Annotated in this window: 23 protein-coding genes; 16 read left to right on the plus strand and 7 right to left on the minus strand. The window is 69.0% G+C overall.

Going from position 1 to position 26,137, the window contains the following annotated elements; all coding sequences use genetic code 11:
• The first annotated feature begins 14 nt into the window (after positions 1–14).
• From GZ997_RS11905 to GZ997_RS11915, 3 genes are all read left to right on the plus strand, one after another.
• The gene (locus tag GZ997_RS11905) at positions 15–1,043 is read left to right on the plus strand and encodes a sugar-binding domain-containing protein (RefSeq protein WP_162680038.1); all 1,029 of its coding nucleotides are present in this window, start codon (positions 15–17) and stop codon (positions 1,041–1,043) included.
• On the plus strand, positions 1,012–1,719 hold the full coding sequence (locus GZ997_RS11910) for an amino-acid N-acetyltransferase (protein WP_162680039.1): 708 nt from the start codon (positions 1,012–1,014) through the stop codon (positions 1,717–1,719). The genes GZ997_RS11905 and GZ997_RS11910 overlap by 32 nt, the downstream gene beginning before the upstream one ends.
• A gap of 686 nt (positions 1,720–2,405) precedes the next feature.
• Positions 2,406–3,125 carry a hypothetical protein gene (locus tag GZ997_RS11915; protein ID WP_162680040.1) on the plus strand — a complete coding sequence of 240 codons (720 nt, stop codon included), beginning with the start codon at positions 2,406–2,408 and terminating at the stop codon, positions 3,123–3,125.
• A gap of 128 nt (positions 3,126–3,253) precedes the next feature.
• Here the strand turns inward: GZ997_RS11915 and disA are convergent, their stop codons facing one another.
• The 5 genes from disA to GZ997_RS11940 all read right to left on the minus strand — a co-directional run bounded on the left by disA (position 3,254) and on the right by GZ997_RS11940 (position 9,245).
• Entirely contained in the window at positions 3,254–4,324 is a 1,071-nt protein-coding gene (disA, locus tag GZ997_RS11920) for a DNA integrity scanning diadenylate cyclase DisA (protein WP_162680041.1), read from the minus strand.
• 159 nt (positions 4,325–4,483) lie between these two features.
• Positions 4,484–5,905, minus strand: a complete 1,422-nt coding sequence (radA, locus tag GZ997_RS11925) for a DNA repair protein RadA (protein ID WP_162680042.1) — start codon at positions 5,903–5,905, stop codon at positions 4,484–4,486.
• Between the two features lie 769 nt (positions 5,906–6,674).
• Positions 6,675–7,112: a hypothetical protein gene (locus GZ997_RS11930; protein WP_162680043.1), complete on the minus strand. Its 438-nt coding sequence runs from the start codon at positions 7,110–7,112 to the stop codon at positions 6,675–6,677.
• A gap of 880 nt (positions 7,113–7,992) precedes the next feature.
• Positions 7,993–8,481: a hypothetical protein gene (locus GZ997_RS11935; RefSeq protein ID WP_162680044.1), complete on the minus strand. Its 489-nt coding sequence runs from the start codon at positions 8,479–8,481 to the stop codon at positions 7,993–7,995.
• A gap of 113 nt (positions 8,482–8,594) precedes the next feature.
• Positions 8,595–9,245 carry a hypothetical protein gene (locus GZ997_RS11940; RefSeq protein WP_162680027.1) on the minus strand — a complete coding sequence of 217 codons (651 nt, stop codon included), beginning with the start codon at positions 9,243–9,245 and terminating at the stop codon, positions 8,595–8,597.
• 435 nt (positions 9,246–9,680) lie between these two features.
• Here GZ997_RS11940 and GZ997_RS11945 point away from each other — a divergent pair, with 435 nt between their 5' ends.
• The 5 genes from GZ997_RS11945 (at position 9,681) to GZ997_RS12885 (ending at position 15,062) form a co-directional block, all read left to right on the plus strand.
• Positions 9,681–10,907, plus strand: coding sequence for an ABC transporter substrate-binding protein (locus GZ997_RS11945; protein ID WP_162680045.1), 1,227 nt, complete (start codon positions 9,681–9,683; stop codon positions 10,905–10,907).
• A gap of 192 nt (positions 10,908–11,099) precedes the next feature.
• Positions 11,100–12,137 (plus strand): ABC transporter substrate-binding protein, encoded by a 1,038-nt coding sequence (locus GZ997_RS11950; RefSeq protein WP_161924842.1) that lies wholly within the window; start codon positions 11,100–11,102, stop codon positions 12,135–12,137.
• Positions 12,138–12,250: 113 nt separating this feature from the next.
• On the plus strand, positions 12,251–13,159 hold the full coding sequence (locus tag GZ997_RS11955; protein WP_343212336.1) for an iron chelate uptake ABC transporter family permease subunit: 909 nt from the start codon (positions 12,251–12,253) through the stop codon (positions 13,157–13,159).
• Positions 13,156–14,313, plus strand: a complete 1,158-nt coding sequence (locus GZ997_RS12880) for an iron chelate uptake ABC transporter family permease subunit (protein WP_162680046.1) — start codon at positions 13,156–13,158, stop codon at positions 14,311–14,313. Before GZ997_RS11955 ends, GZ997_RS12880 begins: the two co-directional genes overlap by 4 nt.
• A complete protein-coding gene (locus GZ997_RS12885) occupies positions 14,310–15,062 on the plus strand; it encodes an ATP-binding cassette domain-containing protein (RefSeq protein WP_162680047.1) in 753 nt (250 codons plus the stop codon). Before GZ997_RS12880 ends, GZ997_RS12885 begins: the two co-directional genes overlap by 4 nt.
• Before the next feature lie 264 nt (positions 15,063–15,326).
• Here GZ997_RS12885 and tkt read toward each other — a convergent pair whose 3' ends face one another.
• Positions 15,327–17,411 (minus strand): transketolase, encoded by a 2,085-nt coding sequence (gene tkt, locus GZ997_RS11970; RefSeq protein ID WP_161924838.1) that lies wholly within the window; start codon positions 17,409–17,411, stop codon positions 15,327–15,329.
• A gap of 746 nt (positions 17,412–18,157) precedes the next feature.
• On the opposite strand from tkt, the gene GZ997_RS11975 reads away from it, so the two are divergent.
• The 8 genes from GZ997_RS11975 (at position 18,158) to GZ997_RS12010 (ending at position 24,913) form a co-directional block, all read left to right on the plus strand.
• Positions 18,158–18,640 carry a PTS sugar transporter subunit IIA gene (locus GZ997_RS11975; RefSeq protein ID WP_162680048.1) on the plus strand — a complete coding sequence of 161 codons (483 nt, stop codon included), beginning with the start codon at positions 18,158–18,160 and terminating at the stop codon, positions 18,638–18,640.
• 50 nt (positions 18,641–18,690) lie between these two features.
• Positions 18,691–18,984, plus strand: a complete 294-nt coding sequence (locus GZ997_RS11980; protein WP_161924836.1) for a PTS sugar transporter subunit IIB — start codon at positions 18,691–18,693, stop codon at positions 18,982–18,984.
• 1 nt (position 18,985) lies between these two features.
• A complete protein-coding gene (locus tag GZ997_RS11985) occupies positions 18,986–20,362 on the plus strand; it encodes a PTS transporter subunit IIC (RefSeq protein ID WP_162680049.1) in 1,377 nt (458 codons plus the stop codon).
• A gap of 91 nt (positions 20,363–20,453) precedes the next feature.
• Positions 20,454–21,125 carry a class II aldolase/adducin family protein gene (locus GZ997_RS11990; protein WP_161924834.1) on the plus strand — a complete coding sequence of 224 codons (672 nt, stop codon included), beginning with the start codon at positions 20,454–20,456 and terminating at the stop codon, positions 21,123–21,125.
• 29 nt (positions 21,126–21,154) lie between these two features.
• Positions 21,155–22,162: a dihydroxyacetone kinase subunit DhaK gene (locus tag GZ997_RS11995; protein WP_162680050.1), complete on the plus strand. Its 1,008-nt coding sequence runs from the start codon at positions 21,155–21,157 to the stop codon at positions 22,160–22,162.
• A gap of 7 nt (positions 22,163–22,169) precedes the next feature.
• On the plus strand, positions 22,170–22,802 hold the full coding sequence (locus GZ997_RS12000; RefSeq protein ID WP_203234247.1) for a dihydroxyacetone kinase subunit L: 633 nt from the start codon (positions 22,170–22,172) through the stop codon (positions 22,800–22,802).
• A 76-nt stretch (positions 22,803–22,878) separates the two neighbouring features.
• Positions 22,879–23,937 (plus strand): aldo/keto reductase, encoded by a 1,059-nt coding sequence (locus GZ997_RS12005; RefSeq protein ID WP_162680051.1) that lies wholly within the window; start codon positions 22,879–22,881, stop codon positions 23,935–23,937.
• Between the two features lie 25 nt (positions 23,938–23,962).
• Complete coding sequence (locus GZ997_RS12010; RefSeq protein WP_162680052.1) at positions 23,963–24,913, plus strand: ATP-binding protein; 951 nt, start codon at positions 23,963–23,965, stop codon at positions 24,911–24,913.
• A gap of 257 nt (positions 24,914–25,170) precedes the next feature.
• Here the strand turns inward: GZ997_RS12010 and GZ997_RS12015 are convergent, their stop codons facing one another.
• Positions 25,171–26,127: a sugar-binding domain-containing protein gene (locus GZ997_RS12015; RefSeq protein WP_162680053.1), complete on the minus strand. Its 957-nt coding sequence runs from the start codon at positions 26,125–26,127 to the stop codon at positions 25,171–25,173.
• Positions 26,128–26,137: the final 10 nt, after the last annotated feature.

The raw sequence follows: 26,137 nt of genomic DNA on the forward strand, positions 1-26,137 counted from the left end.
GGAGAGGGGCGAGCATGACATCTGGGGCCGCGGGCCCGATTTCCCTGGGGCGCTGCTACGAGGCGGCCTCGATGTATTACGTGCAGGGGGAGACCATGGACGTAATCGCCCGCCACCTGGGCGTGTCGCGTTCCACGGTCTCGCGGCTGCTGGCGCGGGCGCGCGCCGACGGCATTGTCCGTATCACCCTGACCGCCCCAGGGGGTGCCGGCACGCTGGAGGCGGCCCTGCGGGACACCTTTGGTGTCTCCGCCCGAATCGTGCCGGTGCGCGAGGGCACCACGGAGATTCACCGCTTGGAGCAGGTTGCCGCCGTGGCGGCGGAGGAATTGGCGATGCTCGCCCCGGAGAACGGGGTGCTGGGAACGGCCTGGGGCACCACCATGTCGGAGGTGTGTGCCGCGCTGCCCCGGCGGCGCGTGCCGGGACTGACGGTCGTGCAACTAAACGGCGCCACGGCCCCCGAGGGGGACGGCCCCAATGTGGGGGAGGTGCTGGCCGATTTCGCTGAACGGCTTGGCGCGCGGGCAGTGGCCTTTCCGGTGCCGGCGTTCTTCGATCACGCCGCCACCCGTGAGGCCATGTGGTCCGAGCGCTCGGTGCGGCGCGTGCTCGCACTGGCGGACCGCGCCACCCTGGCGGTATTCGGCGTCGGCTCACTGGACCCCAATGCGGCGCTGCCCAGCCAGGTGTACAGCGGCGGGCACCTGACGGAGAAGGACCGGGAGCTGCTGCGGCTCGACGGCGTCGTCGGTGACGTGTGCACCGTCATGCTGCGCCAGGACGGTACCTGGCGTGATGTCGCCCTCAATGGGCGGGCCACCGGCCCGACCCCGGCGCAGCTGTCGCGAATTCCCCGCAGACTGTGTGTGGTGGCGGGTGTCGGCAAGGCGCGCGCCCTGCTGGCGGCGCTGCGGGCGCGCGTGGCCACCGACCTGGTGGTTGATGACGCGACCGCACGCGCAGTGCTGGCACTGGCCGCACGGAAGGAGAAGCGTGAGTATGGGCCGCATGCGCAACACGTCCAGCGCCGACCGCGGTGAGCCACGCGGCACGAGCGGGTTGGAGGCGGGTGCGGGCGGCGGCCCGTCGGCGCGGCCGCCCGCGGCGCCGTCGGCGCCATCACAGCCGGTGCCCGTGGCCGCGCCCGACCTCACCACTCGGCTGCCCGAGCGCTTCAAGGACGCCGCCTTCCGTACCGTGCTGCGCCCGGCGCGTCCCGCCGATGCGCGTGCCATCGCTGAACTCGTGCGCCCGTACGCGGAGCGGCGCATCCTGATCGGCAAGGACCTGATCAACTACTTCGAGGACATCCAGGAGTTCACCGTCGCGGAGGGAGCGGGCAGGCTCGACGGCGCGCAGGAGTCCGGCCTGATCGGTTGCGGCGCCCTGCACGTCATGTGGGATGACATCGCGGAGGTGCGCACGCTGGCGGTGCGCCGCGACCACCTGCACCACGGCGTCGGCCACGCGATCTTGAACAACCTGCTGGACCGTGCCCGGGCCCTGGGGCTGCGGCGCGTATTCTGCCTGACCTTCGAGGTGGACTTCTTCGCCGCCCATGGGTTCAAGGAGATTCAGGGCACCCCCGTGGGCACGGACATCTTCGTGGAGATGCTGCGCAGCCACGACGACGGCGTCGCCGAGTTCCTCGACCTGGCCCGCGCCAAGCCCAACACCCTGGGCAACACCCGCATGCTGCTGGAGCTGGACGACTGACAGGACGTCTCTGGAATCGCTCTGGGAGGCGAACAGTCCGGGGGAGGCGAGGGATGCCCCTCGCGTTCAGGCGGCGGGCCCTCCCGCCGGAGGTTACTGGGGTCGCAGTGCGGCCGCGCCGGGCGGGGCGGTGACCGGGGAGAGGGGCTGGCGCCGGTACAGTCGGCCTTATGGCGCAGGGACGGAACAGGGGCGACGGCTCCCGCGGTGGTGGTCGCGGCCGCGGCACGGGAGGTCGCGCTCAGTCCGGCCGCTCCGGAGGTGCCAGGCGGACGCCGTCGGCAGGCAGTGGTTCCAGGTCCTCCGGTGCCAGGCCGCCCCGCTCGGGCAGTGGCCGCTCAGGAACGCCTAGTGGCGGTTCCCGTTCCGGTTCCTCCCCCGCAGCCTCCAGGCAGGCGCCTCGCGGGCGGGCGCGTGCACAGCGCACCGTGACCACCCAGGACGGCCGTCCGGGCGCCCGCCCCGCGCGCAAGGCCCGTACCGGCCGAGGGCAGACCGCCCGTTCGGCGACGCGCTCGCGCTCCGGCGTCGGCAGCCCGTTAGAGCGGGGCGGCCGTGGCAGGGGTAATCGCTCCGCAGCAAGGCCGGGCGCTGGATACCCGGGCGGGCGGGGCCGGGGGCGCAGGCTTGCCGACAGCCGCCGCCAGGCTCGTCCGCAGCGGCCGCGCTACTGGCTGCGCCGCCTGGTGGCACTGCTGATCGGCGTTGCGCTGCTGGCCGGGATCTCCGGCGGAATTCTGTCTGCTGCCGTCTGGGCGCGTAACACGATCCGGGCGCAGGACGATGCCGCTGCCGCGCATGTGGCCACTACCTACGCCATCCCCGGGGACTGTGCCGCGGGCGACCTGGACGTCACATTCACGTCGCCGGACTCGATTTCCAGCGGTAGTTCCATGACGCTGAACGTGACGGTCAACAACAACGGCTCAGAGGCCTGCCTGCTGGACCTGGGTGGCGAGCACGTCGGCGCCCTCATCACCTCTGGGGGGCAGACGGTCTGGCAGTCGACGGTCTGCCCCTTCACCCCCACTAGCCGGCGCCTGCTTGTGGCTCCGGGCGATGCCGCTGCCGCCACCATCATCTGGGACGGCAATGTGGCCTCGTCGCAGTGCGCTCCTGCCGCCACGGCGTCAGGCACCGTGACGCCGACGGCTACCGATGCGGCTACGGGCGAGGCATCTGCGGAGGCTACCGAGACCCCTACGGCCGATGCGACTGCCGAGGGCAGCGACGGCGTCGCGAGCGGAGAGGCGCAGGAGACGCAGGACGCGCAGGATGCGGAGGACGCTGCGGGGCAGGCGCCTGCGTCCGCAGCCGGAGACGCTGCCTCCGCAGGTACTTACCGGGTACGCATCCAGCTGGACGGTGCCGACCTGACCGAGGACCGTGTCTTCGTTATCGAATGACCGGTGCTCCTGGCTTATCGGTACGCCCTGGGGCGGGGTGGGCGCTCAGGTTGGTGGCTGGCCGCAGCAGGCGCCGGCAGCATGGGGAAGCATGGGTATCCGCTTCGGTGCTGAGACGCACCGCGCGCTCACGCGTAGCGGTCGGCGATGGATACCTCGGCCAGGCGGGACAGGCCGTCGCGCAGGGTGCGGGCCTGGCGCGCGCTGACGCCGTCGATCGCCTGCAGCTCCTCCACGGTTGCCCCCAGCACGGCCTGCAGCGAGCCCCAGTTGTCTACCACGGCGCGCGCCGTGACTAGCGGTAGTCGTGGAATCTTGGCGAGGATCCGCAGCCCCCGGGGTGAGACGGCGGCGTCTAGGTCCTGCCCGTCGGCGCCGCCGAGGCCCATGGAGCGGGCCACCATGGCCAGGTCCAGCAGGGCGGGGGAGCCCACCCATTTCAGGCGTGCGTCCACCGTGGTGGTGTCCAGCCCCTGTGGCAGGTAGTCGGACAGTAGGAAGTCGCGCTCGGCCATGAGCCCGCGGGTCAGCTCCTCCACCTGCAGGGCGAGCAGCCGCCCGTCGGTGCCCAGCTCGACCACGTAGCCGTCGATGTCGGAGCCGATGCGACTCACCATTTCCAGGAGCTGTAGTACGGCGGTGACATCGCGGACCGTGACCAGGTCCTCAATCTCCAGGGCGTCCAGGCCGCCGGAGATCTTGTCCAGCCGCGCCTTGTAGCGCTCCAGGGTGGCCAGTGCCTGGTTGGCGCGCGCCAGGATCGCCTCGCTCGGCTCGATCACGTGCCGACGCCCGTCCACGTACAGGGAGATGATTCGCATCGACTGGCTCACCGAGATCACCGGGTGGCCGGTCTGCCGCGCGACGCGCTCGGCGGTGCGGTGGCGCATGCCCGCCTCGGCGGTCTCGATGGAGGCGTTGGGCAGCAGCTGCACGTTGGCGCGGCGGATGCGGTTATTGGCGCGGTCCACGATCACGGCGCCGTCCATCTTGGCCAGCTCGCGCAGCTGGGCGGCGGTCAGCTCGACGTCCAGCCGGAAGCCGCCCGAGGAGATCGCCTCTACCGTCTCGTCGAAGCCGAGCACGATGATCGCCCCGGTGCGCCCCCGCAGAATGCGCTCCAGCCCGTCGCGCAGGACGGTGCCGGGGGCGACGAGCGCGAGCGTCTCGCGCAGCAGGTTGGCTGGGGTGTCGGTCATGGGTCTCTCCTGAGAATGGTCCGGGCGCGCCCACTGGTGCAGGCGCCGGACCGGTGCCGCATCATGCTAACCGCCGGGGCGGCCAGCCGCCGTGACACAGGTCGCGCTGAGCGCGGCACCACTTGCATCCTGCAAGCGGCCCCGCCCCGGCTGGTGGTCTCAGCTGCGCGGCAGGGCGGCTCCGACGGCCTCACTGAGATGCGCCACCGGAAGGATGTGGACGCCGTCGACGCCCCGCAGCTCCTGGGAGCCTGCCAGGGGCACAATAGCCCGGTCGAAGCCGAGACGTGCCGCCTCCGCCAGCCGCCGCTGCACGCCCACGGTGGCGCGCACCTCTCCGGTCAGCCCCACTTCCCCGAAGGCCACCAGCCCGGGGGGAGTGGGCAGGTTCCGGGCGGCGGATACGACCGCGATCGCCACCGCCAGGTCCGTGGCCGGCTCGACTGCCCGCGCCCCGCCCACGGTGGACACGTACACGTCCGTACTCGACGTATCCAGCCTCAGACGAGCCGCCAGCACGGCCAGCGCCATCGCCACCCGGGAGTGGTCCACCCCGGAAGTGGTGCGGCGTGGCGAGCCTGCGGCGGTTCCGGCCACCAGCGCCTGGATCTCCACCGGCATGGGGCGGCGCCCTTCTAGCGTCACCGTGGCGCATGTGCCCGGCACCTCGCTGCGCGCCGCCGACAGGAACAGGCCCGAGGGGTCGGCCAGGCCGACAATGCCGCGCTCGCCCAGGTCGAAGCAGCCGACCTCATCGGTGGGGCCATAGCGGTTCTTCACCGCCCGCAGTAACCGGAGCCGGGCGTGGCGGTCGCCCTCGAACTGGCAGACGACATCTACCAGGTGCTCCAGCACCCGTGGCCCCGCGATGCCGCCGTCCTTGGTCACGTGCCCGACCAGCAGTACCGGAATGGCGCGCTCCTTGGCCACCTGGATGAGGGCGCTCGTCACCGCCCGCACCTGGGTGACCCCGCCCGCTCCGCCCTCTACTTGGGCGGAGGCGATGGTCTGAATCGAGTCGACGATCAGCAGGGACGGGGTGGCGTCCCGCACGTGCCCGAGCAGCGCCCCGAGCTCGGTCTCGGCCGCTAGCAGCAGCGCTGGATCGATGGCGCCGATGCGCTCGGCACGCAGCCGCACCTGGCTGGCTGATTCCTCCCCGGTCACATACAGCACCGGCCCCTGCCCGCGCTCGCGGGAGGCGGCGGCCGCCTTGGCTGCAACGTCCAGCAGCAGCGTGGACTTACCGACGCCGGGCTCTCCCGCCAGCAGCACCACTGCGCCGGGCACGACGCCGCCGCCCAGTACCCGGTCCAGCTCACCCACGCCGGTGGAGCGGGCGCGGGCCTCGTCCGCGCTCACCTCCGCGATGGGACGAGCGGAGGCGGCGGGGCGGACGGCCGTCGCCACCGCGGGAACGCGTCCGGGGGAACCGACTCCACCCGGAGCCGACTCTACGAATTCCTCCAGCGTTCCCCAGGCGCGGCACTCACGGCACTGTCCGAGCCATTTGGGGCTGTTCCAGCCGCATTCGGTGCACACGTAGGAGGTGCGCGCCCTGACTGACTTCGTGGTAGTCATGGGTGCAGGCTACCGAGCGGCACTGACGCGAATTCGGGGCGTTAAGGATCGCCGACGCCGCCCGCGAGCCTCCCGCCTGGACCATGCTTGTCCGGCTCTTCGGGTTTGCGGGTGTGGAGGTTCGGGCTGGGCTGCGGTGTGGTGGCCGTGCTCAGGTCGGCGGGGTCGTGCGGTGCCGCGAGGGGCGGGGACCGGGCTGATCGTGCGCGCTGGTGCGCCCCGCGTGACGGTTCGGCACTTCCCGCGACGGTTCGTCACTTCGCATCAACGCTTCGTACCTTTCGGTGACGATTCGTCGCTTCGCATGACGGTTCGTACCTTTGCACCGACGGTTCGTACCTTTCGGTGACGCGACGTACCCCTACTGTACGAACCGTCACCACCAGGTACGAATCGTCGACCGGAACGTACGAACCGTCACCACCAGGTACGAACCGTCGCGCCGGAGTACGGACCGCCGACCAGAACATACGAACCGTCGTGAGAATGTACGAACTGTCAACCTGGGCCCGCGGACCGCCGGCCAGAACGTACGAACCGTCGCTGGAAGTAGCGAATCGTTCGTCGGAACAGACGAGCCGTTGCCGGAAAGCGCGAACCGCCGCACCCGGTCCGCCGTGATCCGCGATGTCCCTTTGAGACTTACGGCCACATCTCCCGCCCCGAGCGCCCATCGCGCCACGTACCGTACCTAGCGGAACGCGCGCGCAAACGGCGATGTGGGTGCACGCCCACCATTAGCCCGCCACCCCCACAACGGAAGACTCCCTTAGCTGTTCTCAACCTCAATGAGTCCGCAGGTAGCTGCCCAACCATCCAGGGTGGTCACCCCACGGTTCGCCACGACCCGATACCCGGAATGGCAGGACTCGAGGCCTGCCTGCTGCGCCCAAGCACTCGCCTCGGACGCGGAGGAGAAGCGGAAATAGTCGGCCTGGTCCGTACGCCACGCCTCAATGCACCCCGAGGCGCCAGGGCACTGCTCGGCTGTAAGGTCTTGTGGGGAGGAGACCAACTGGTGCGAGTAATCGGGGCCGGTCAGCAGTTCCTTGAGGGTGAGCTCTTTATCCTGCTGCGCGGGCCCAATCACGTAGATGTAGGCATACAGGAGGTGAAGGGCCGCCACCACCGCCAGCCCCACCATGAGCGCAGCCCACAGAGGAACCATCGGATGGCGTCCACGTGCCCGGCGGTTGTCTTCTCCCATGCTGATCACTTTTCACAGCTCGTTCGGATTGGTCCAGTTACGGCGATACTTGGCGACGCCGTAGCTCCAGTGCGGCGATCGGTTGGGTGAGAACGCTCAAGGTTCCACGTTCCGGCGAAAGGCGAACCTGCGAAGTGGCGGCCAAACCGGTTCTTCGTGCTTGGGGCGCGAGGTGCCGGCAGCTGCCGGGCGCCTTGGCGAGGAGCGCTTGGCGATGGGCCTGTGCGTGTTTGGCGGTGCGGTTGAGGGTCTGCAGACGCGTCGTTGGTGAAGGGTGGGACGGAAGTGAGTGTCTCCCGCACGTCGTTCGCGCACATCTCATCTGATTCCTTCGCCGTTAGCAACGCTCGCTCTCCCGTCAGGGTCAGCGAAGCGATGAATGCGAGAACGAAACGAATACACGTCTGCCCAGTGGGTGCTTGAGGTTACTCATCAGGGACTCCTCTGCGCGGACGCAAGAAAAATGCGGCGCTGCGAGTTCGCAGGATAGGCGCCGGACGCTGGGCTGTCAACGGTTCGACGAGACTCGCCTCGGGCGCCGCAAAAGTGGTTCGGTGCGTCATCTGGAACTGCCGTGGGCAGTTGCGGGCCGAGGCGACGTGGGGGAGTGGATCGTCAATGCAGACGGAAGCGGCGATCGCTAGGAAGCACCCAGGTGCCTGCGCCAACGACGTATTAAGTGGGACAGTGAGGAGCTGCCCCGGCGCTCAGAGGCGATTCATTTCGACGGCGTCCGGGTAGCGCAAGGAGAAGGCACCGGGTGCGGCGCGCGCGGCGTCCGAGCAGTTGCTGGAAGGCCGTCGGACGCCATACCGGCGACCTGGCGGGCGGTAGCGCGCGGCGTGGTTCGCGTGCAGCCAGGCGGAAGCGCCGCCGTTGCTCAGTGCGTGGCCGGGTGGTTGCCGGAGGTGTTGCCGTATGAACCGTATGAACCGTACGTGTTGGCTGCTGGGGCCTGGCCCGTGCCCTGGCCTGGCGCCTGAGGCGTAGCGCCGTATGCGGGTACCTGCCCGTAGCCCTGCGCATCGGGCTGCGGATTCGCCGATCCGGATTCATAAAGTGGCGGGTATGGGGCGCCGGTAATCGGGTCGTGCCCAAGCTCTGCGGCGAGCCGCTCGCGGTACTTCGCCCCAACCAGGTGCGGGTACTTGGCGAGGATCTGCTTATCGATGTACGTGACGGCGTACAGCATGATGGTGAAGGGGATCATCAGGACCATCACGCGTATGCGTGTCGGGTGGGTTGCCTGGCTGGAAATCCATGCGTACATGCCGAACGCCGCCGCAATCCCGAGGACGCATGCGAGGAAGAACATCAGGCCGAAGTACTTAGAGCGGGGCGGGACTTGTGTCGACTGGTTTGCGGCCACGAGGAGGCTCCTGAGTGCGGGACATCGGTTACTGCCCCAGTATTGGTCGCGATCTCGTCACGCGGCAATGGCGTTGCCTGGGGACTACTACCCGTCTGCTCCGGGGCCGCCACCTACGCCGTGGGGGCGCCGTAGCCATAGGGACCATACGCCTCCGGCTGCCCCTGCGGCGCGGACTGCCCGTATCCCTGACCCGGGTGGCCCTGACCCGCCTGCCCCTGGCCGTCCGGCTGTGCCGGCATGGTCTGGCCGTATAGGTAACCGGGCGCAGCGGGTTGTGAGCCCGCCGGCATCTGTCCGTATCCCTGCACTGCCTGGTTGGCCGGAGCCTGCCCGTATCCCGATTGGGGCGTCATACCCGCCTGGTCCTGTGACTGCGGGCCGGGACCATACGCCGCTGTGCCGGGGATGCCGCTGCCCTGTGCCGGGGCGTAGCCGCCGACGTTGAGGGGTGGCCCCAGGGGCGCCCCGGTGATGGGGTCGTGCCCGAGCTTCTGGGCCAGCAGGTACCGGTCCTTGTTCCGCACCAGCTGCGGGGCCTTTTCGATGATGGCGTCGTCGATGACGCCTGCAATGGCGATGAAGAGCAATAGCGGGAAGATCAGCAGGATGACGGGAATCCGTACCGAGCTCACGATGTGGTTGGAGATCCATATGTAGATCCCGATCACGCCTGGTATGCCCAGGATTACCGCCAGTGTGATGAGCAACCAGTGGAACTTGGAGTGGGGTGTGGGTTCGTTCTTACCGGTGTTCTTGGCCATGAGGCGGCTCCTGATTCGGGGTGCGTGCCGCTCCAGTATTTCGCCGCGGCGTCAGACGGTACAAGGGGTAGGGGCGCGCGAAAAGTGTGTGATTCGTTATCAGGATCTTATGGTTTGTGGACGTGGAGGGTGGCGTCGGTCGCAGCCCGCGATGCATGCCCACGCTGCAGAGTCGGCGTCGCGCAAGAGCCGTCCGAGCAGGCTCGGGTGCACCCGGTTTCCCGCGAAAGTACGCGTAAGTGCTCTCGCGGCCCGAGGCCAGTGATGCTGCTCCCGTGCGCAATGCCCCTAGTTGCACGCAGGCATGCGTGCGCATGCCTCGGTCCCCGCGAACCGCGGACAACCTTGCCGCGCGGCCTCCTCACATAGGAAAATGCCCCCGACCGAGGCCCGGGCGCCCGGCGCCGGGGCCGCCGACCGAAGGGAAGCACTTCTTTGGCCGATTCCGTCGATTCCGTCAATTTCACCGGTTCTACCGACCTCGCCCGCGGCACCGATCGGCGCCGCACCGGTTCCGCCGCCCGCACCGGTACCCGCCGGCTGAGCCGTCGCGACCTCCTGGCCGGCGCCGCCACCGCGGGCGCCGCCGCACTACTGGCGGCCTGCGCCTCCGGCGGCGGCAGCACTGCGGGCCCGTCGGCCGCCGCGGGCAACGCCTCGCAGGGCGCCACCGAGTCCTTCCCCATCACCATCGCCCACACCTACGGCTCCACCACGATCGCGGCCGAGCCGACCCGTATCGTGGCCATATCCACCGTCGACGCCGATGTGGTCATCTCCTTAGGCGTGGTCCCCATTGGCATGCCCGCCGTCACTGCGGGCGCCGACGGCCAGGAGGCCTACCCCTGGACCACCGCGGGTCTTGAAGCGCTGGGCGCCGGCTGGGACACCGCCGCCGCGCCCGCGCTGTACGCCACAGTGCACGACGTCGACGCCGATGCGGTCGCCGCGCTTGGGCCCGACCTGATCCTCGGTGTGCACTCGGGCATGAGCGAGGATGAATACGCGCGCCTGTCCGCCGTCGCCCCCACTCTGGCGTACCCGGCCGACGCCTCTGCCTACGAGGTCTCGTGGGAGGCGGTGACCGTCGCCGTCGGCAGGGCGCTGGGGCGTTCCGCCGCCGCAGAAGCCCTGGTCAACACCACCACGGACGTACTGACCACCGCACGCACCCTGAATCCTTCCCTTTCGGGTGCCGCCTACGCGGCGGTCGCACTCGATGCGGGCGGCCCGTCGATAACCGTGTTCACCGAGGTTGACACGCGTTCGCAGGTGCTGCGGCAGCTGGGCCTGGCCCCCGCGCCTGCCATTCAGGCGGTGGAGGGGGTTGCGGGAGCGGTTTCCGTGGACTACCCGCTCAGCGAGGCCGGGCAGCTGGATGCGGATCTGTTGTGGGCTCAGGTGGACGGCGACGCCGCCGTCGAAGCCGTCCAGGCGGACGACCGGCTGGCCGAGATCCCGGCCGTTGCTGACGGCACGGCCCTGTTCGTCGCCGACGAGGCTGCCGCCATGAGCCTGGCGGCGGCCTCCCCGCTGTCACTGCCTTGGTGCTGCGAGAACCACGTGCCGGACATCGTTGCAGCCATTGATGCCAGTAGGGCAATGGCGACGGCTGCGGCCAGCGCGTCGGCGAGTGCCACTGCCTCCGGCTCGGCGCGGTGAGCCGGGCTCTCGCCGCATAGACCGCGCTTGGCGCGTGACTTCCGCCGTTCCCGCGACGCCAAGCGCTTGTGAAGCACCTCGGGTGCAGCGTAGGTTAGCCTCACGTAGGTGAACCTGACCTAAGTTGGTGAAGGTTGCCTGCACCACTCGCGTGGGCCGTTCCGCGCGAGCCCTACCATCCCGAAGGAACACATGTCTCGCAAACTCCCCGTGCTCCTGGCCCTGTCTGCGACTGTCAGCCTGGCGCTGGCAGGCTGCTCCGGATCCACGGACACCGCATCCACCTCCAGCTCCACCGCCGCAGCCGACGGCGCCGCAACGGTTGCAACCTCGCAGGCCTCCGCCCAGCCAACGGCGGTCACCATCGACGACAACCACGGCAGCGTGGAGATCGCCCTGCCCGTGCAGCGGGCCGCCTCGACCGATAACCGCACCTTCGAGGTGCTGGCCGAGTGGGGAGTGCCCCTGGTGGCCGCTCCCAAGCAGCTCATCCCCTCCTCGATCACCGCCTATGACAGCGACGACGTCGCCGACATGGGCAACCACCGCGAGCCCGACCTGGAGGCCCTGGTCGCGGCGGAGCCGGACCTGGTGATCATCGGCCAGCGCTTCGCCGACCAGTACGACTCCATTGCGGAGCTCACCCCGGACGCCGCCCTACTGGACCTTGAGCCCCGTGACGGTGAGTCCTTCGACGCCGAGCTCAAGCGCCAGGTGACCGCCCTGGGGCAGGTCTTCGGCAAGGAGACCGAGGCCGAGGCGCTCATAACTGATTTCGACACTGCCCTGGAGCGCGCCAAGAACGCCTACGACGGCTCCTCGAAGGTCATGGCGGTGATCGTCTCCGGCGGGGAGATCGGCTACTCCGGCCCCACCACCGGACGCACCTGGGGACCACTGTTCGACCTGCTCGAGCTGGAGCCCGCCCTTGAGGTTCAGGGCTCCACCGATGACCACCAGGGAGACGACGTCTCCGTGGAGCAGATCGCCGAGTCCAACCCGGACTGGATCTTCGTCATGGACCGCGACGCGGCCATTTCCGCGGATGACGCCAATTACACGCCCGCCGCGGATGTGATCGCCGGCAACGCCGCGCTGCAGAACGTCACCGCGGTCGGCGCCGGGCAGATCGTCTACGCCCCGGAGGACACCTACACCAACGAGTCGATCATCACCTACACGGAGATCCTCAACTCGATTGCCGACGCCTTCGAAGGTGCACAGAACTGAGCACTCGGCAGCTCTCTAGGTCGGACGCACCGGCTGGCCGCGCTACTGACGCCGCCGCCCGCACCCGCGAGCCCCTGGTCAGCCGGGGGCTCGCGGTCGGGCTGGTAGTGGTGGTGGTTCTGCTGGGCCTGAGCCTGGCCACCGGCCAGTACTCGATCCTGTCCCACGCGGACGGCTGGGAGATGTTCCGCAATGTCCGCGTCCCGCGCACGCTGGCGCTGGTGCTGGCCGGGGCGGCCATGAGCATGTCCGGCCTGGTGATGCAGCTGATCACCCAGAACCGCTTCGTGGAGCCGACCACTACCGGCACCACCGAGTGGGCCGGGCTGGGCCTGCTGGCGGTCATGGTGCTCTTCCCGCGCGCCAGCGTGCTGGGGCGTATGGCCGGCGCGGTGGTGGCCGCGTTCCTGGGCACCACGGTGTTCTTCCTGCTGCTGCGGCGGGTCTCCCTGCGCTCCTCCCTGCTGGTGCCGATCATCGGCATGATGCTGGGGGCGGTGGTCAGCGCCGTGTCCACCTTCTTCGCCCTGCAGACCGACATGCTGCAGTCCCTGGGGGTGTGGTTCCAGGGCAGCTTCACCTCGGTGTACCGGGGCCAGTACGAGGTGCTGTGGATCGTGGTGGGGGTCGTGGCCGCGATCTTCCACTACGCCGACCGCCTCACCGCCGTCGGCCTGGGGCAGGACGTGGCCACCAACATCGGCGTCGACTACCGGCGCACCGTGCTGATCGGCACCGCTCTGGTGGCCGTGGCCACCGGCACCGTCACCGTGGTGGTCGGCTCGCTGCCCTTTCTGGGGCTGATCGTCCCCAACCTGGTGTCCATGCACCGCGGGGACGACCTGCGCTCCAACCTGCCCTGGGTGTGCCTGGTGGGCATCGGGCTCGTCACCGCCTGCGACCTGCTGGCCCGCACCATCATCGCCCCCTTTGAGATTCCGGTGGCTGTGGTGCTGGGCCTGGTGGGGGCCGCGGTGTTCATCGCCTTGATCATCCGCCAGACCGGGAGGGGAGGAGCATGAGCCCCGAAGCCTCCGCGGCGCCGACGACGTCGGTCACTGCCGCTCCGGTCACTGGCCACCCCGCGGGTGGCGAGACACGGGGCGCCCCCGCCGGCACGGGCGCGACACCGGGCGCCCCCACCGATCCCAGCGCGGCCACGAGCAGTCCCGCTGCCCGCCGCTCGGGCGCCTTCGCCACGCCCGCCGCCCGCCGTCGCTGGTGGCTGACCTACCTGGGGGTGACCGGCCTGGCCGTCTGCTTCGCCGTCGGCCTGCTGGTGTGGAGGAACCCGATGGCGCCGGGGACCCGCGGCATCTGGCTGATCGCCGAGCGGCGCCTGGACGCCGTCGTCGCCATGATCGTGGTGGCCGTATGCCAGGCCATGGCCACCATCGCCTTCCAGACCGCCACCGGCAACCGCGTCATCACGCCGTCGATCATGGGATTCGAGTCCCTGTATCGGGCCATCCAGACCGCCACCATCTTCTTCTTCGGGGCCACCGGCCTGACCGCCACCCGCACCGCCCCCATGTTCGCCCTGCGGCTGGCGCTCATGGTGGGGCTGTCCCTGCTGCTGTACTCCTGGCTGCTGACCGGCGGCGCGCGCAACCTGTACTCGATGCTGCTGATCGGCATCGTCATCGGCTCCGCGCTGGGCAGCGTCACCACCTTCATGCAGCGCCTGCTCACCCCCAGCGAGTTCGACCTGCTCTCGGCCCGGCTGTTCGGCTCCATCGCCAACGCCGATCCCGAGTACTACCCGATCGCCATCCCCCTGGCGCTCGCGGCGAGCGCGGCCCTGATGCTCTGCTCGCGTCGGCTCAACGTGATCGCGCTGGGGCGGGACACGGCCACCGGCCTGGGCCTGAGCCACACCCGCGCCACCATCGGCGTGCTGGTGCTGGTCTCGGTGCTCATGGCCACCTCGACGGCACTGGTCGGCCCCATGACCTTCCTCGGCTTCCTGGTGGCGACCCTGTCCTACCAGCTTTCGGGCACCTACGACCACCGCTACCTGTTCCCCATGGCCGCCAGCCTGGGACTGCTCGTGCTCACGGGTGCCTACTTCATCATGCGCCACGTGTTCTACGCCCAGGGCGTCGTCTCCATCATCATCGAGCTGGTGGGCGGCTCGGTGTTCCTCGCCGTCGTACTCAGAAAGGGGCGCCTGTGATCGAGCTGGACGAAGTGCGCAAGGTCTACAACTCCGAGGTCGCCATCGGCCCGGTCAGCCTGGAGCTGCCCGCGGGCGGCATCACCGCCTTCATCGGCCCCAACGGGGCGGGCAAGTCCACCCTGCTGACCATGGTGGGGCGCCTGCTGGGGATCGACGAGGGCGCGGTGCGCGTGGCCGGGCTGGACGTTTCCTCCACCAAGTCGGCGGACCTGGCGCGGGCGCTGTCCATCCTGCGGCAGGAGAATCACTTCATCACCCGGCTGACCGTGCGCCAGCTGGTGGGCTTCGGCCGCTTCCCCTACTCCCGTGGGCGACTCACGGCCGACGACGAGCGCATCATCTCCCGCTACATCGACTTCTTCGGCCTGGGCGAGTTGGAGGGGCGCCACCTGGACGAGCTGTCCGGCGGTCAGCGGCAGCGCGCCTACGTGGCCATGGTGCTGTGCCAGGAGACCGACTACGTGCTGCTGGACGAGCCCCTGAACAACCTGGACATCGCCCACAGCGTGGAGATGATGAACCACCTGGAGCGCGCCGCCCGGGAGTTCGGCCGTACCGTGCTGATCGTCCTGCACGACATCAACTTCGCGGCCCGCTACGCCGACCGCATCTGCGCCCTGAAGGACGGGAGCGTGTTCCGCTTCGGCCCGCCGGCGGAGATCATGCGCGACGACGTGCTCACCGCCGTCTTCGGCACCCCCATCCAGGTGATCGCGGGCCCGGCGGGGCCGCTCGCCTGCTTCTAGGCGCGGCGCACCGGCGGCGCTCGGCGCGTGCCCGCGGTTGGGGGTTGCGTTCCACGACCCTGGTGCTTGTTGCACGACCCCGGGGTGGTCGTGGAAAGCACACCAAGGTCGTGGAACTTCCCGGGGGTCGTGGAACGCGACTCGTGGTGTCTGGGCCTGTCGGTAGGACGAACACGCCCATCGGGCGTGGGCGAGCTGAGTTGATAATCAGGCGCGGGCGGACAACCCGTTAAGGTGGTCCGCCCGCGCCGTAGTGGCCGCCTGTCAGGCGCGGGCCAGGGCCTCGCGCACCCGCGCCGCTACCGCCTCGCCGGTGAAGCCGTACTCCTTGAACAGCTGCGTGCCGGGCGCGGAGGCGCCGAAGCGGTCCAGGGAGACGATCAGGCCGTCGTCGCCAACAATCTCGCGCCAGCCCATGGCCGAGCCGGCCTCGATGGACACCCGCACGCCCGCCTCGGGCAGCACCGAGGCCCGGTAGGCCTCGTCCTGCTGGGCGAACCACTCCAGGCAGGGGGCGGAGACCACGCGGGTGGGCGTGCCCTCGGCCTGCAGCACCTCGCGGGCGTCCATGGCCACGCCCACCTCGGAGCCGGTGGCGACCAGCACCACCGCGGAGGAGACCTCGGTGCCAGCAGCATCCGTGGCCTCGGCCAGCACGTAAGCGCCGCGGTGCACACCGGCGCGGGCGGTCTCGGCATCAGCGTGGACGGTCAGGTTCTGCCGGGACAGCACGATTCCGGCCGGGCCCTCCGGGCGGCGCAGGATCTCCGCCCACGCGGCCGCCGTCTCATTGGCGTCAGCGGGACGGACCACCGCCAGGCCCGGGATGGCGCGCAGCGCGGCCAGGTGCTCAATCGGCTGGTGGGTGGGGCCGTCCTCGCCCACGCCGATGGAGTCGTGCGTCCACACGAAGATGGAGCCCAGCCCCATCAGCGCCGCCAGGCGCACGGCCGGGCGCATGTAGTCGGAGAACACCATGAAGGTGCCCCCGTACGGGCGGGTCAGACGGTCCAGTGCGATGCCGTTGAGAATCCCGCCCATGGCGTGCTCGCGGATGCCGAAGTGCAGGGTGCGCCCGTAGGGGCCGTCACCGTCGGAACGAGCCAGGTCGGCGGGCAGGAAGGAGGGCTCCCCGGCCATGGTGGTGTTGTTCGAGCCGGCCAGGTCCGCGGACCCGCCCCACAGCTCCGGGGCCACCGGCGCCAGGGCCGTGAGCGTCTTGCCGGAGGCCGCACGCGTGGCCAGGGCGTCACCCACCTCCCACACCGGCAGTGCGGCGTCCAGGCCCGCATCCAGCTTGCCTGCCTGTAGCCGCTCCAGCAGGGCGGCCCGCTCGGGGGCGGCCTGCTGCCAGGCGGCGAAGCGGGCGTCCCAGTCGGCGCGCTCGGCCGCGGCGCGCTCGGCGGCGTGCGAGCGGGTGAAGGCAAGAACGTCGTCGGGCAGCTGGAAGGATGCCTGCGGGTCCAGCCCCAGGGCGGTCTTCAGCCCGGCGACCTCCTCGGAGCCGAGCTTGGCGCCGTGAGAGTCCTCCGAGCCCTGCTTGGTGGGGGAGGGCCAGGCGATGATCGTGTGCAGGCGGATCATCGTTGGGCGCTTGGTCTCCGCACGTGCCGCCACCAGCGCCTCGTGCAGGGCCTGCAGGTCCTCGTGGTAGGCGCCGCCGGCCTTCCAGTCGACGTCGAGCACCTGCCAGCCGTAGGCCTCGAAGCGCTTGGAGGGGTCCTCGGTGAAGGAGATATCGGTGTCGCCCTCGATGGAGATGTCGTTGTCGTCATAGATGGCGATCAGGTTGCCCAGCTGCAGGGTGCCGGCCAGAGAGGCGGCCTCGGAGGCGACGCCCTCCTGCATGCAGCCGTCGCCCATGATCGTGTACACGAAGTGGTCGAACAGGGAGGCGCCGTCGGCGGCGTCCGGCTCGAACAGGCCGTGCTCGCGGCGGGCCGCGATGGCCAGGCCGACGGCATTGGAAAAGCCCGCGCCCAGCGGGCCGGTGGTGGTCTCAACCCCGGGGGTGTATCCGAACTCGGGGTGCCCGGGCAGGCCGGCGGGGGAGCGGAAGTGGGTGAAGCCCTCCATAGGGATGCCGTAGCCGGTCAGGAACAGCTGGCAGTACTGCAGCAGGGAGGCGTGCCCGGCGGACAGGACGAAGCGGTCGCGGCCCAGCCAGTTCGGGTCGGCGGGGTCGTGGCGCAGCTCGTACTGGTAGAGCAGGTGGGCCACTGGTGCCAGCGAGATTGGCGTGCCGGGGTGACCAGAGCCCGCCGCCTCCACGGCGTCGGCGGCCAGCGCCTTGGCGACGTTAATGGCCTTGAGGTCCAGGTCGGTGAGCTCGAGGGGCTCGGTGCTCATGGGCAGCTCCTTTGTTGATCGTCTGGTCGGTCGTCTGATTGATTGTCTAGCGGTCTGCGGAGTTGCCTGCAGTGCAGGCGCTGGTGCCAGCGTGCGCCCGGTCGGTGAGCGCGCACGCTGCGGAAGCTGGATGCATCATCCACGCGAGCGGCCCGCCGGGCAAGACGAAGCGGAGCACACAGGTGCGCGCGCCAGCGCCGCCACGGGCGCGGCTGCGCTGGGCGGAGCCGGAGCGCCGCCGCATGGCGCCTGCCGCGGAGCTGGTGCGCGGGGGATGAACGTGCATGCGAGCTTGCACGCGATAAATGTATCTCGAAAAGACAAACGGCGGTAGGTGGTGGTCCGGCGGGTGGGCGTCAAGGGTGTCGTGGAGGTGCGCGCCGGCGCCGGGCGAGCGGTGCGGGTGTGAGGTCCTGCGCAGCCCGAGTGCGCCGCCGCCCGGGCCCCTGCGGGCGGGCGTGGGGCCGGGCGCTGCCGTCCCCGGTGCTGCCGGGGCCGCGCCTGGCGCTACGCCGAGCCGATAGGGTGATGAACGAATGTTCATAAATGGATGTGAATGCGCGCCGGTGCGACCGGGAAATCGCCTGGTGATTGGCGCCATATCGCCGACTGGGCGCGCAGATCTGATAGCCCTTTGGTGAACATATGCTCGCCGAAGGGGTGTTTTCTGCGGGCACTTGCCGCTAGTTTCCCGAGGTGTCCGGACCTCGTCCGGACCCTGGTACTCGAAGACGAGACGCAAGGAGATGGCAGCGATGCAGCTGGATCTGCTCAAGCCCGACCTGATCCGCCTCGACTGGGAGGTGAATGACCAGCAGGAGTTCTTCGAACGGATCGCGGCGGAGCTCCTGCGCGCGGGATACATCAAGGACACCTTCTGCGGCGCGCTGGCAGAGCGGGAGCGCAAGTACCCGACCGCGCTCCCAACCATGCCGGAGGCGGTCGCCATCCCCCACTCCGACGTCGAACACATCGTCCAGCCCTTCATCGCCTCGGTGCGCCTGGCCAGGCCGATTGACTGGCGGGAGATGGGCAACGACGACGTCGTCCACCCGGTTCGCTTCATCTTCGTCCTCGGCTTCGTGCAGGAGGACCGCCACGTGGAGGTACTGCAAATCATGCTGCAGGCCTTCCAGGACCCGGCCTTCATGGAGCAGCTGAGCGCGGCGCAGACCCCGGACGAGTACTACCGGGTGCTTTCCGGCATGTCCGGCATCGAGGCCGCCTGAGCCGGAAACACCCACACCCCACACCCACCCACTCACAAGGAGAACCCACCATGACCGCAAAAGTAGTAGTCGCCTGCGGCAGCGGCGTCGCCACATCCCAGACGGTTGCCAGCAAGGTCAGTCGCCTGCTGAAGGAGGCCAAGGTCGACGCCGACGTCCAGGCCGTCGACCTGAAGTCCGTCGACCGCCACCTGGCCGACGCCGCCGCCTACATCACCATCGTGCGGGAGAACAAGCCCCGCTCCGTCCCTGTCATCAACGGGATCGCGTTCCTGACCGGCATGGGGCAGGACCAGGAGCTGGCCAAGCTGATCGAGGCCATTAAGTCCTCCGGGAGCAACTGACATGCAAATCCTTCAGGACTCCGTCAACTTCCTGCTCTCGCTCGGGGCCGCCATCTTCGTCCCCATAATCATCATCATCGCCGGCCTAATCGTCCGGATGAAGGTGAAGGACGCCATCTCCGCGGGCATCACCCTGGGCGTGGCCTTCTCCGGCATGACCATGCTCATCAGCTACATGACCGAGGCGATCACGCCGGCCGCTCAGGCCATGTCGGACACCATCGGCGTGGACCTGCCCATCACCGACGGCGGGTGGACGACGATGTCCACGATCTCCTGGTCGTGGCCGTATGCCTTCCTGATGTTCCCACTGGTGATCGGCATCAACATCGTGCTGATCCTGCTGAAGCAGACCGAGACCTTCAACGCGGACCTGTGGAATGTGTGGGGCAAGATCTTCACCGCCGTCGCCGTGTACTACATAACCGGAATGGTGTGGCTGGCATTTGTCATCGCGGCCATTCAGGTGGTCTTCGAGCTGAAGACCGCGGACTTCCACCAGCACCGGGTGGAAACCATGACCGGCATCCCGGGCGTGACGATCACCCACCGCATGGTGTTCCTGGCCGCCCCCATGTACCCGATCGACTGGCTGCTGCGCAAGATCCCCGGGCTCGACCGCTCGTTCAACGCCGCCGACCTGCGCGACAAGCTCGGCATCTTCGCCGAGAACCACGTGCTGGGCTTCATCCTCGGCATCCTGTTCGGCGTCCTCGCCCGGTTTGACGTCGCCGCCATTTTGACGCTCGGCATTCAGGCCGCGACGGCGCTGACCCTGTTCCCGGTCATCTCCAAGTACTTCATGCAGGCGCTCGAGCCGATCTCGAACGCGATCTCCGAGTACATGCGCAAGCGCTTCAACGACCGGCAGCTGTTCGTCGGGCTCGACTGGCCCTTCCTCGGCGGCGCCAACGAGATCTGGATCGCCGTCATCTGGACCATCCCGGTGACCCTCGCCTACGCCTTCTTCCTGCCCGGCAACGGCATTCTCCCCTTTGCGGGCATCATCAACATCTGCATCGCGGTGGCGGCCTACTTCGCCAGCAAGGGCAACATCATCCGGATGCTCATCCAGTGCACGATCTTCGCGCCCGTGTTCCTGTGGGTGGGCACCGCCTTCGCCCCGTTCATGACCGAGTTGGCCAACTCCACCAGGGCGGTGGAGCTGTCCGCCGGGCAGATGATCTCCAACTCCTCCATCGACGCGCCCATCTTCACCTACGCGCTGTCCCACCTCATGCAAGTCCTCGACGGGAACTTCATTCCGCTGCTCATCTTCGTGGCCTGGCTGGTCTGCTTCGCGGCGTACTCGCGCAGCCTGATCAAGGAGCGCAACGAGGCGCGCGCGGCCGCCGTCGAGGCCGGAGTCACCGTCTGAGGTGACTGACCCAGGCGACGGCGGTGACCCACCGCCGCCGCGGCCCTGATCAACACCCGAGAATCCATCGAAACCAGAAAGTAGAACACTCATGCTTGAAACCCTGAAGAAGGAACTGTGCGAGATCGCCAAGCGGGCGCAGCACGACGGGCTGTGCAAGCACAAGTCCGGCAACTTCTCCATCCGCGACGCCGAAACCGGCCTGCTGGTCGCCTCGCCCACTTCCCTGGACCGTGACCTTTTGACCCCGCGCGACGTGGTGGTCATGGACCTCGACGCCCACGTCGTCGAGAACGAATCCGGCCTGCGACCCACCAGCGAGGTGCTCATGCACCTGGAGATCTACAAGGAGCGTCCCGAGCTGGTGGCCATCGTGCACACCCACTCGGCCTACGCCACCTCCTTCGCGCTGCTGAACAAGCCGATCCCCGCCATCGTCTACGAGGTCGCCAACCTGGGGCTGAGCCGGGCGCGCATTCCCGTGGCCCCGTACGGCCGCCCCGGCACCCCCGAGCTGGCCGCCTCGGTGCGTCAGGCCGTGCGCGAGGCCGACTGCGTGCTGCTGGAGAAGCACGGCGCCGTCGCCGTCGACTCCCGCAACCTGTACGAGGCCTACCTCAAGGCCGCCTACATCGAGGAGCTCGCCCAGCTCTACCACCAGGCGCTCACGGCCAACGGCGGCGTCGAGCCCGAGTCCTTCGCCACCGAGGAGCTCCAGAAGTGGGCGTATCCGGCGGAGATCACCTTCCCCAACCAGCACTGAGACGGCACGTAGAACTCTGGGAGGCAAGCATGAAGAAGATACTCAACAGCGCGGACAGCTTCGTCCGCGACACCATGGAGGGCATCGAAGCGGCCTACGGCGACCGTGTCGCCCTGCTCGACGGCGACTTCCGGGTGCTCGTCTCACGCTACCCGGCGCCGGAGGGCAAGGTCGGCGTCGTCACCGCCGGCGGCAGCGGGCACCTGCCCCTGTTCCTCGGCTACGTCGGGCAGGGCATGCTTGACGGATGCGCCGTCGGGGAGGTCTTCGCCTCACCGGCCGCCGAGAAGATGGCCGACATGATCCGCGCCTGCGACCGCGGCGCCGGCGTCCTGTGCCTGTACGGCAACTACAACGGCGACGTCTTCAACTTCCGCATGGCCTGCGAGGACGTCGAGTTCGACGATATCGAGACCCGGCAGCTGCTCGGCCGCGACGACGTCGCCAGCTCTCCGAAGGAGCGCGCCGACAAGCGGCGGGGCGTGGCCGGGCTGGTCTACGCGTTCAAGATCGCCGGGGCCGCCGCCGAGAAGATGATGACACTCGATGAGGTCACCGCCGTCACCGCCCGCGCCCTGGACAACATCCGCACCATGGGTGTGGCACTATCACCGTGCATTGTCCCCAAGGTCGGTGAGCCGACCTTCACCATCCAGGAGGGGCAGATCGAGATCGGCATGGGCATCCACGGGGAGGCCGGCATCGAGGTGCGCCCCATGATGACCGCCGAGGAGATCGCCCGCCTCATCCTGGAGACCATCGCGGCTGACATGCCGCTGGATGCCGGGGACGAGGTCTCGGTGATGATCAACGGCCTGGGTGGCACACCGCTGGAGGAACAACTAATCGTGTACCGCTCCGTGCACGCCCTGCTGGCCGAACGCGGAGTCACGGTAGTCATGCCCCATGTGGGCGAGTTCGCCACCTCCATGGAGATGGCCGGGCTGTCAGTGTCCGTGTTCAAGCTCGACGCCGAGCTGAAGGAACTGCTGCGCGCCCCGGCCACCACGCCCTTCTACACCAACTCCAACAAGTGAGGCCCACATGCTGAACCGTGAGTCACTTGCGGCAATCGCCGGTGAAATCAGCGTCCTGATGGCCACCAACCGGGACTACCTGGTGTCCCTGGATCAGGTCAGTGGGGACGGCGACCTGGGTATCTCCATGGAGGACGGCTTCCGGGCACTGGCCGAGTACCTGGCCGCCCAGGAGCAGACCGACCTCGGGCAGCTCCTGCGCGGGGCGGCCAAGGCCTTCAACGGCGCGGCGCCGTCGTCACTGGGAACCATCCTCAGCTTCGGGATGATGGGTATGGCACGAGCGCTGCGCGGCAAGACCGAGGCCGACGTCGTCACTGCCGCGCAGGCCCTGCAGGCGGGCGTGGAGGCCATCATGGACAAGGCCGAGTCCAAGCCGGGGGAGAAGACCATCCTGGACGCGCTCGTGCCCGGGACGACGGCGCTCACCGAGGGCGCCGTCGCCGGAGGTGAGACCGCTTTGAGCGAGCTGCTGCGGCGCGCCGCCGAGGCGGCCGCCCAGGGATCGGAGTCCACCCGGGAGATGGAGGCCGTGCACGGACGCGCCGCATACTCCGCCTCCCGCAGCATTGGGGTGCTCGACGGCGGCTCCGTCGTCGGCCGCCTCATCTTCGAGGGGCTGGCCGCCTGGGCGGCCTGAGGGTCGCGGATCCACGGGGGTGGGAGGTGCCGAGAGCCCCTTCCGCCCCCGCAGATCGAGTCGTACCGTATGTGTCATGGAATACAGACAGCTTGGCAAAAGCGGCCTACGGGTCTCGACCATCACCCTGGGCACCATGGGTTTTGGCGGCACCGGGTTCGCGCGCACGGTGGGTCAGATTGATGTGGACGGAGCGCGTCGGCAAATCGACATCGCACGCGACGCCGGAGTGAACCTCTTCGACACCGCCGACATGTACTCCGCCGGACTGTCCGAGGAGATCCTCGGCAAGGCGCTCGGCGCGGACCGCGAGGACGTCCTGATCGCCACCAAGGTGCGGATGCCCATGGGGGAGGGCCCCAATGACGCCGGCCTTTCCCGGCACCACATCATGCGCAGCGTGGAGGCGAGCCTGCGCCGCCTGGGCACTGACCACATCGACCTCTACCAGGTGCACGAGTGGGACGGGGTCACGCCCCTGGAGGAGACGCTTACCGCCCTGGACGATCTGGTGCACGCGGGCAAGGTGCGCTACATCGGCTGCTCCAACTATGCGGCCTGGCACATGATGAAGTCCCTGTGGACCGCCGACCGTCACGGCCTGACCCCGTTCGTCAGCAACCAGGTGCACTACTCCGTACAGACCCGGGATATCGAGCACGAGATCGTACCCGCCGCGGTGGACCAGGGCATAGGCATCCTGGTGTGGAGCCCGCTGGCAGGCGGGCTGCTGACCGGCAAGTACCGCCGCGGAGTCGACGCGCCCGTCGGCAGCCGCCACGTGGAGGGCTGGGACGAGCCGCCGGTGTATGACGTCGAAGTCCTCTACGACATCGTCGAGGAACTCGTGGCGATCGCCGACGGGCACGGCGTCGCACCCAGTCAGGTGGCTCTTGCCTACGTTCTGGCCAAGTCGGCGGTCACCTCGGTGATCGTGGGGGCGCGCAATGAGCAGCAGTTGCAGCAGAATCTCGGTGCTGCCGACTTGGCGCTCACTGCTGAGGAGATGGAGCGGCTGGAACAGGTCAGCGCAACCGGCTTGCCGTACCCGTTCTGGCACCACCTGAACGCCGCGGACCGGTTGAGTCCCGCCGACCTGACGCTGCTGGCTCGGCACCTGCGGGATCGCGGCTGAGCGTACTGCCCTACGCTGGGGCACCATGCCCGTCTCGTTCACAGGCCTGCTTAGCGTCCTGCCGCTCAACTCCACCGCGCTCCCGCCGGCGCCGCGCAGCCCGGTGCTACTGTTCGCCGTCCTTATTCAGCCGGCGGCGCTGCTCGTGGCCTACCTGGCCGGCCGTTTCGCCTCCCACCTGGTGCGGCGGCGGGCACGTATCTCCACATCCACCGCCACCCTCACCGCTCTGATCGGCCTGTGGGCCGGGTTCGCCGGGGGCGCGTGGCTGTTCAACGAGGACTACTTATGGGCGCCGCGGATGCTGGCCTCCGCCGTCGTCGTCGCCGTGATCGTGGTGGGACTGACCGCGCTGGTCATAACCCGCATCCAGCACGAGCCGCCGTTGGACCCGATCGCCGAGGTGGCCCGGCGGGGCGAGTCGGAGCGTCTGGAGCTGAAATCCTCCGCCCGAGTCAACATGCACACCGGCAAGCGCGACGACGCCATGGAGACGGTTGTGGCCAAGACCGTGGCCGCCTTCCTCAACTCCCGGGGCGGGACCCTGCTGCTGGGCGTCGACGACGACGGGCGGCTGATCGGCCTGGACCCGGACTACGCCACCCTGCGTCAGCCCGACGCCGACCGCTTCGAGCTCTTCCTGCGCAGCCTGTGGCGAGTGCGGTTGGGGACGAACGCCGCGGCGCTGCCGCGTCTGGACTTCGCGGCGGCCGCGGACGGGGCCGGTGAGGTATGCCGGGTGACGGTGCCGCCCTCGCCCGTGCCCGTGTACCTCAAGGGTCCCAAGGGCAATGGCGGTACCGAACTATGGGTCCGCGTGGGCAATTCCACGCAGCGGCTGGAGGTGGATGACGCCGTCTCCTACGTCGCCCGCCGCTGGCCGCAGGAAGTGCGCCCGAGCCTGCGCGCACGCGTGGGTGCCTACCTGCTCTACCACCGCAAGCGTGCCGCGGTTGCGCAGGCGGAAACGGATTAGCGGGGGCGGCGGCCGGTGAAGAAGGCTGGCGCCGATGGCTTGCGATGTGAGACCATTGTGGGGAGCCGAGCGGCGGTAACCGCCCGACTCCCCGGAGACATCCGGGATGTTGATCTCAGCGGCCTAGCAGGACGCTGAGCAGAGCCGCGAGGGCCCAGATCATCGGCGGAACAGTTTCAATGGCCGTCCGCCAGATCTGGGCCTTTTGCTTGCTCTTCATCCCTCTCCGGGCCCGGTACGCCGGGTGGCCACCAGTTTCAGAGCATGTCGAGGATTGACAGGGCGGTCTGGTAGTCGGTGGCCAACGCGCTCAGGATGCCGCCCCGGATGGCGCCGACGATCGCCTCCACCTTGTCCTCACCGCCGGCCGCTCCAATGACCAGCGGGATGCGCCGCAGCTCGTCCAGCGGTAGCGCCAGGGTGCGCGGTGTCAGCGGAGTGGGAACGGGGTTTCCGGCGGCGTCGTAATGGTGGTCAAGGATGTGCCCCACCGCTCCACCCGTACGAATGGCCTCGCGCACGTCCGGGGTGAGGTACTCGGCCAGGATGTTGCCCGCGCCCTTCGCCTCCACCCCGGCCACGCCGACGAGTGCCACATCTGCACGGGCTGCCAGTGCCAGGGTGGTGGCCACCTTCTCCTCGCGCATGAGTGGCCGCAGCAGTGAGGGATTGTCGACGATCAGTGGCACCGGCATACGGGACACCTTCGCGCCCAGCTGGCTGGCGATGCGGGTGCAGATGGTCGGCGCATCCCGGCCCCAGGAGGGCAGGCCGCCGGGGATCGAGCCGAGCAGTTGGACTATGGTGCAGTCCACTCGCGGGATCTGCGGGATGCGCTGGGCGGCGGCCTGGATTGAGCGCCCGTTGCCGACGGCGACGACCTGCCCGTTTGCGACCGAGTCGATTAGCAGCTCGGCGGCGGCCTGTCCGACGGCACCGATCACGTCGGTCCCGTTGGCCTCGGCGACTCGGACTGCCCTGAGCGGCAGTCTCTCGCGCAGGCGCTTCTCCACCGAGAGAATGTGCTCCAAGGGGTGGGAGATCGTGATGTGCACGATGCCCTGCTCGCGGGCGCGGTTTAGCAGGCGCGAGACGCTGGGGCGCGAATAGCCGATCTCGCGGGCGATGTCAGCCTGGGTGAGGTGCTGCTCGTAGTACAACCGCGCCACCCGCAGCAGCAGCTCGACGTCGCCCCGCGTGCCGTCCTCGCCCACGTGGGCAATC

Source organism: Actinomyces sp. 565, from assembly GCF_010365615.1.
Classification (GTDB): domain Bacteria; phylum Actinomycetota; class Actinomycetes; order Actinomycetales; family Actinomycetaceae; genus Actinomyces.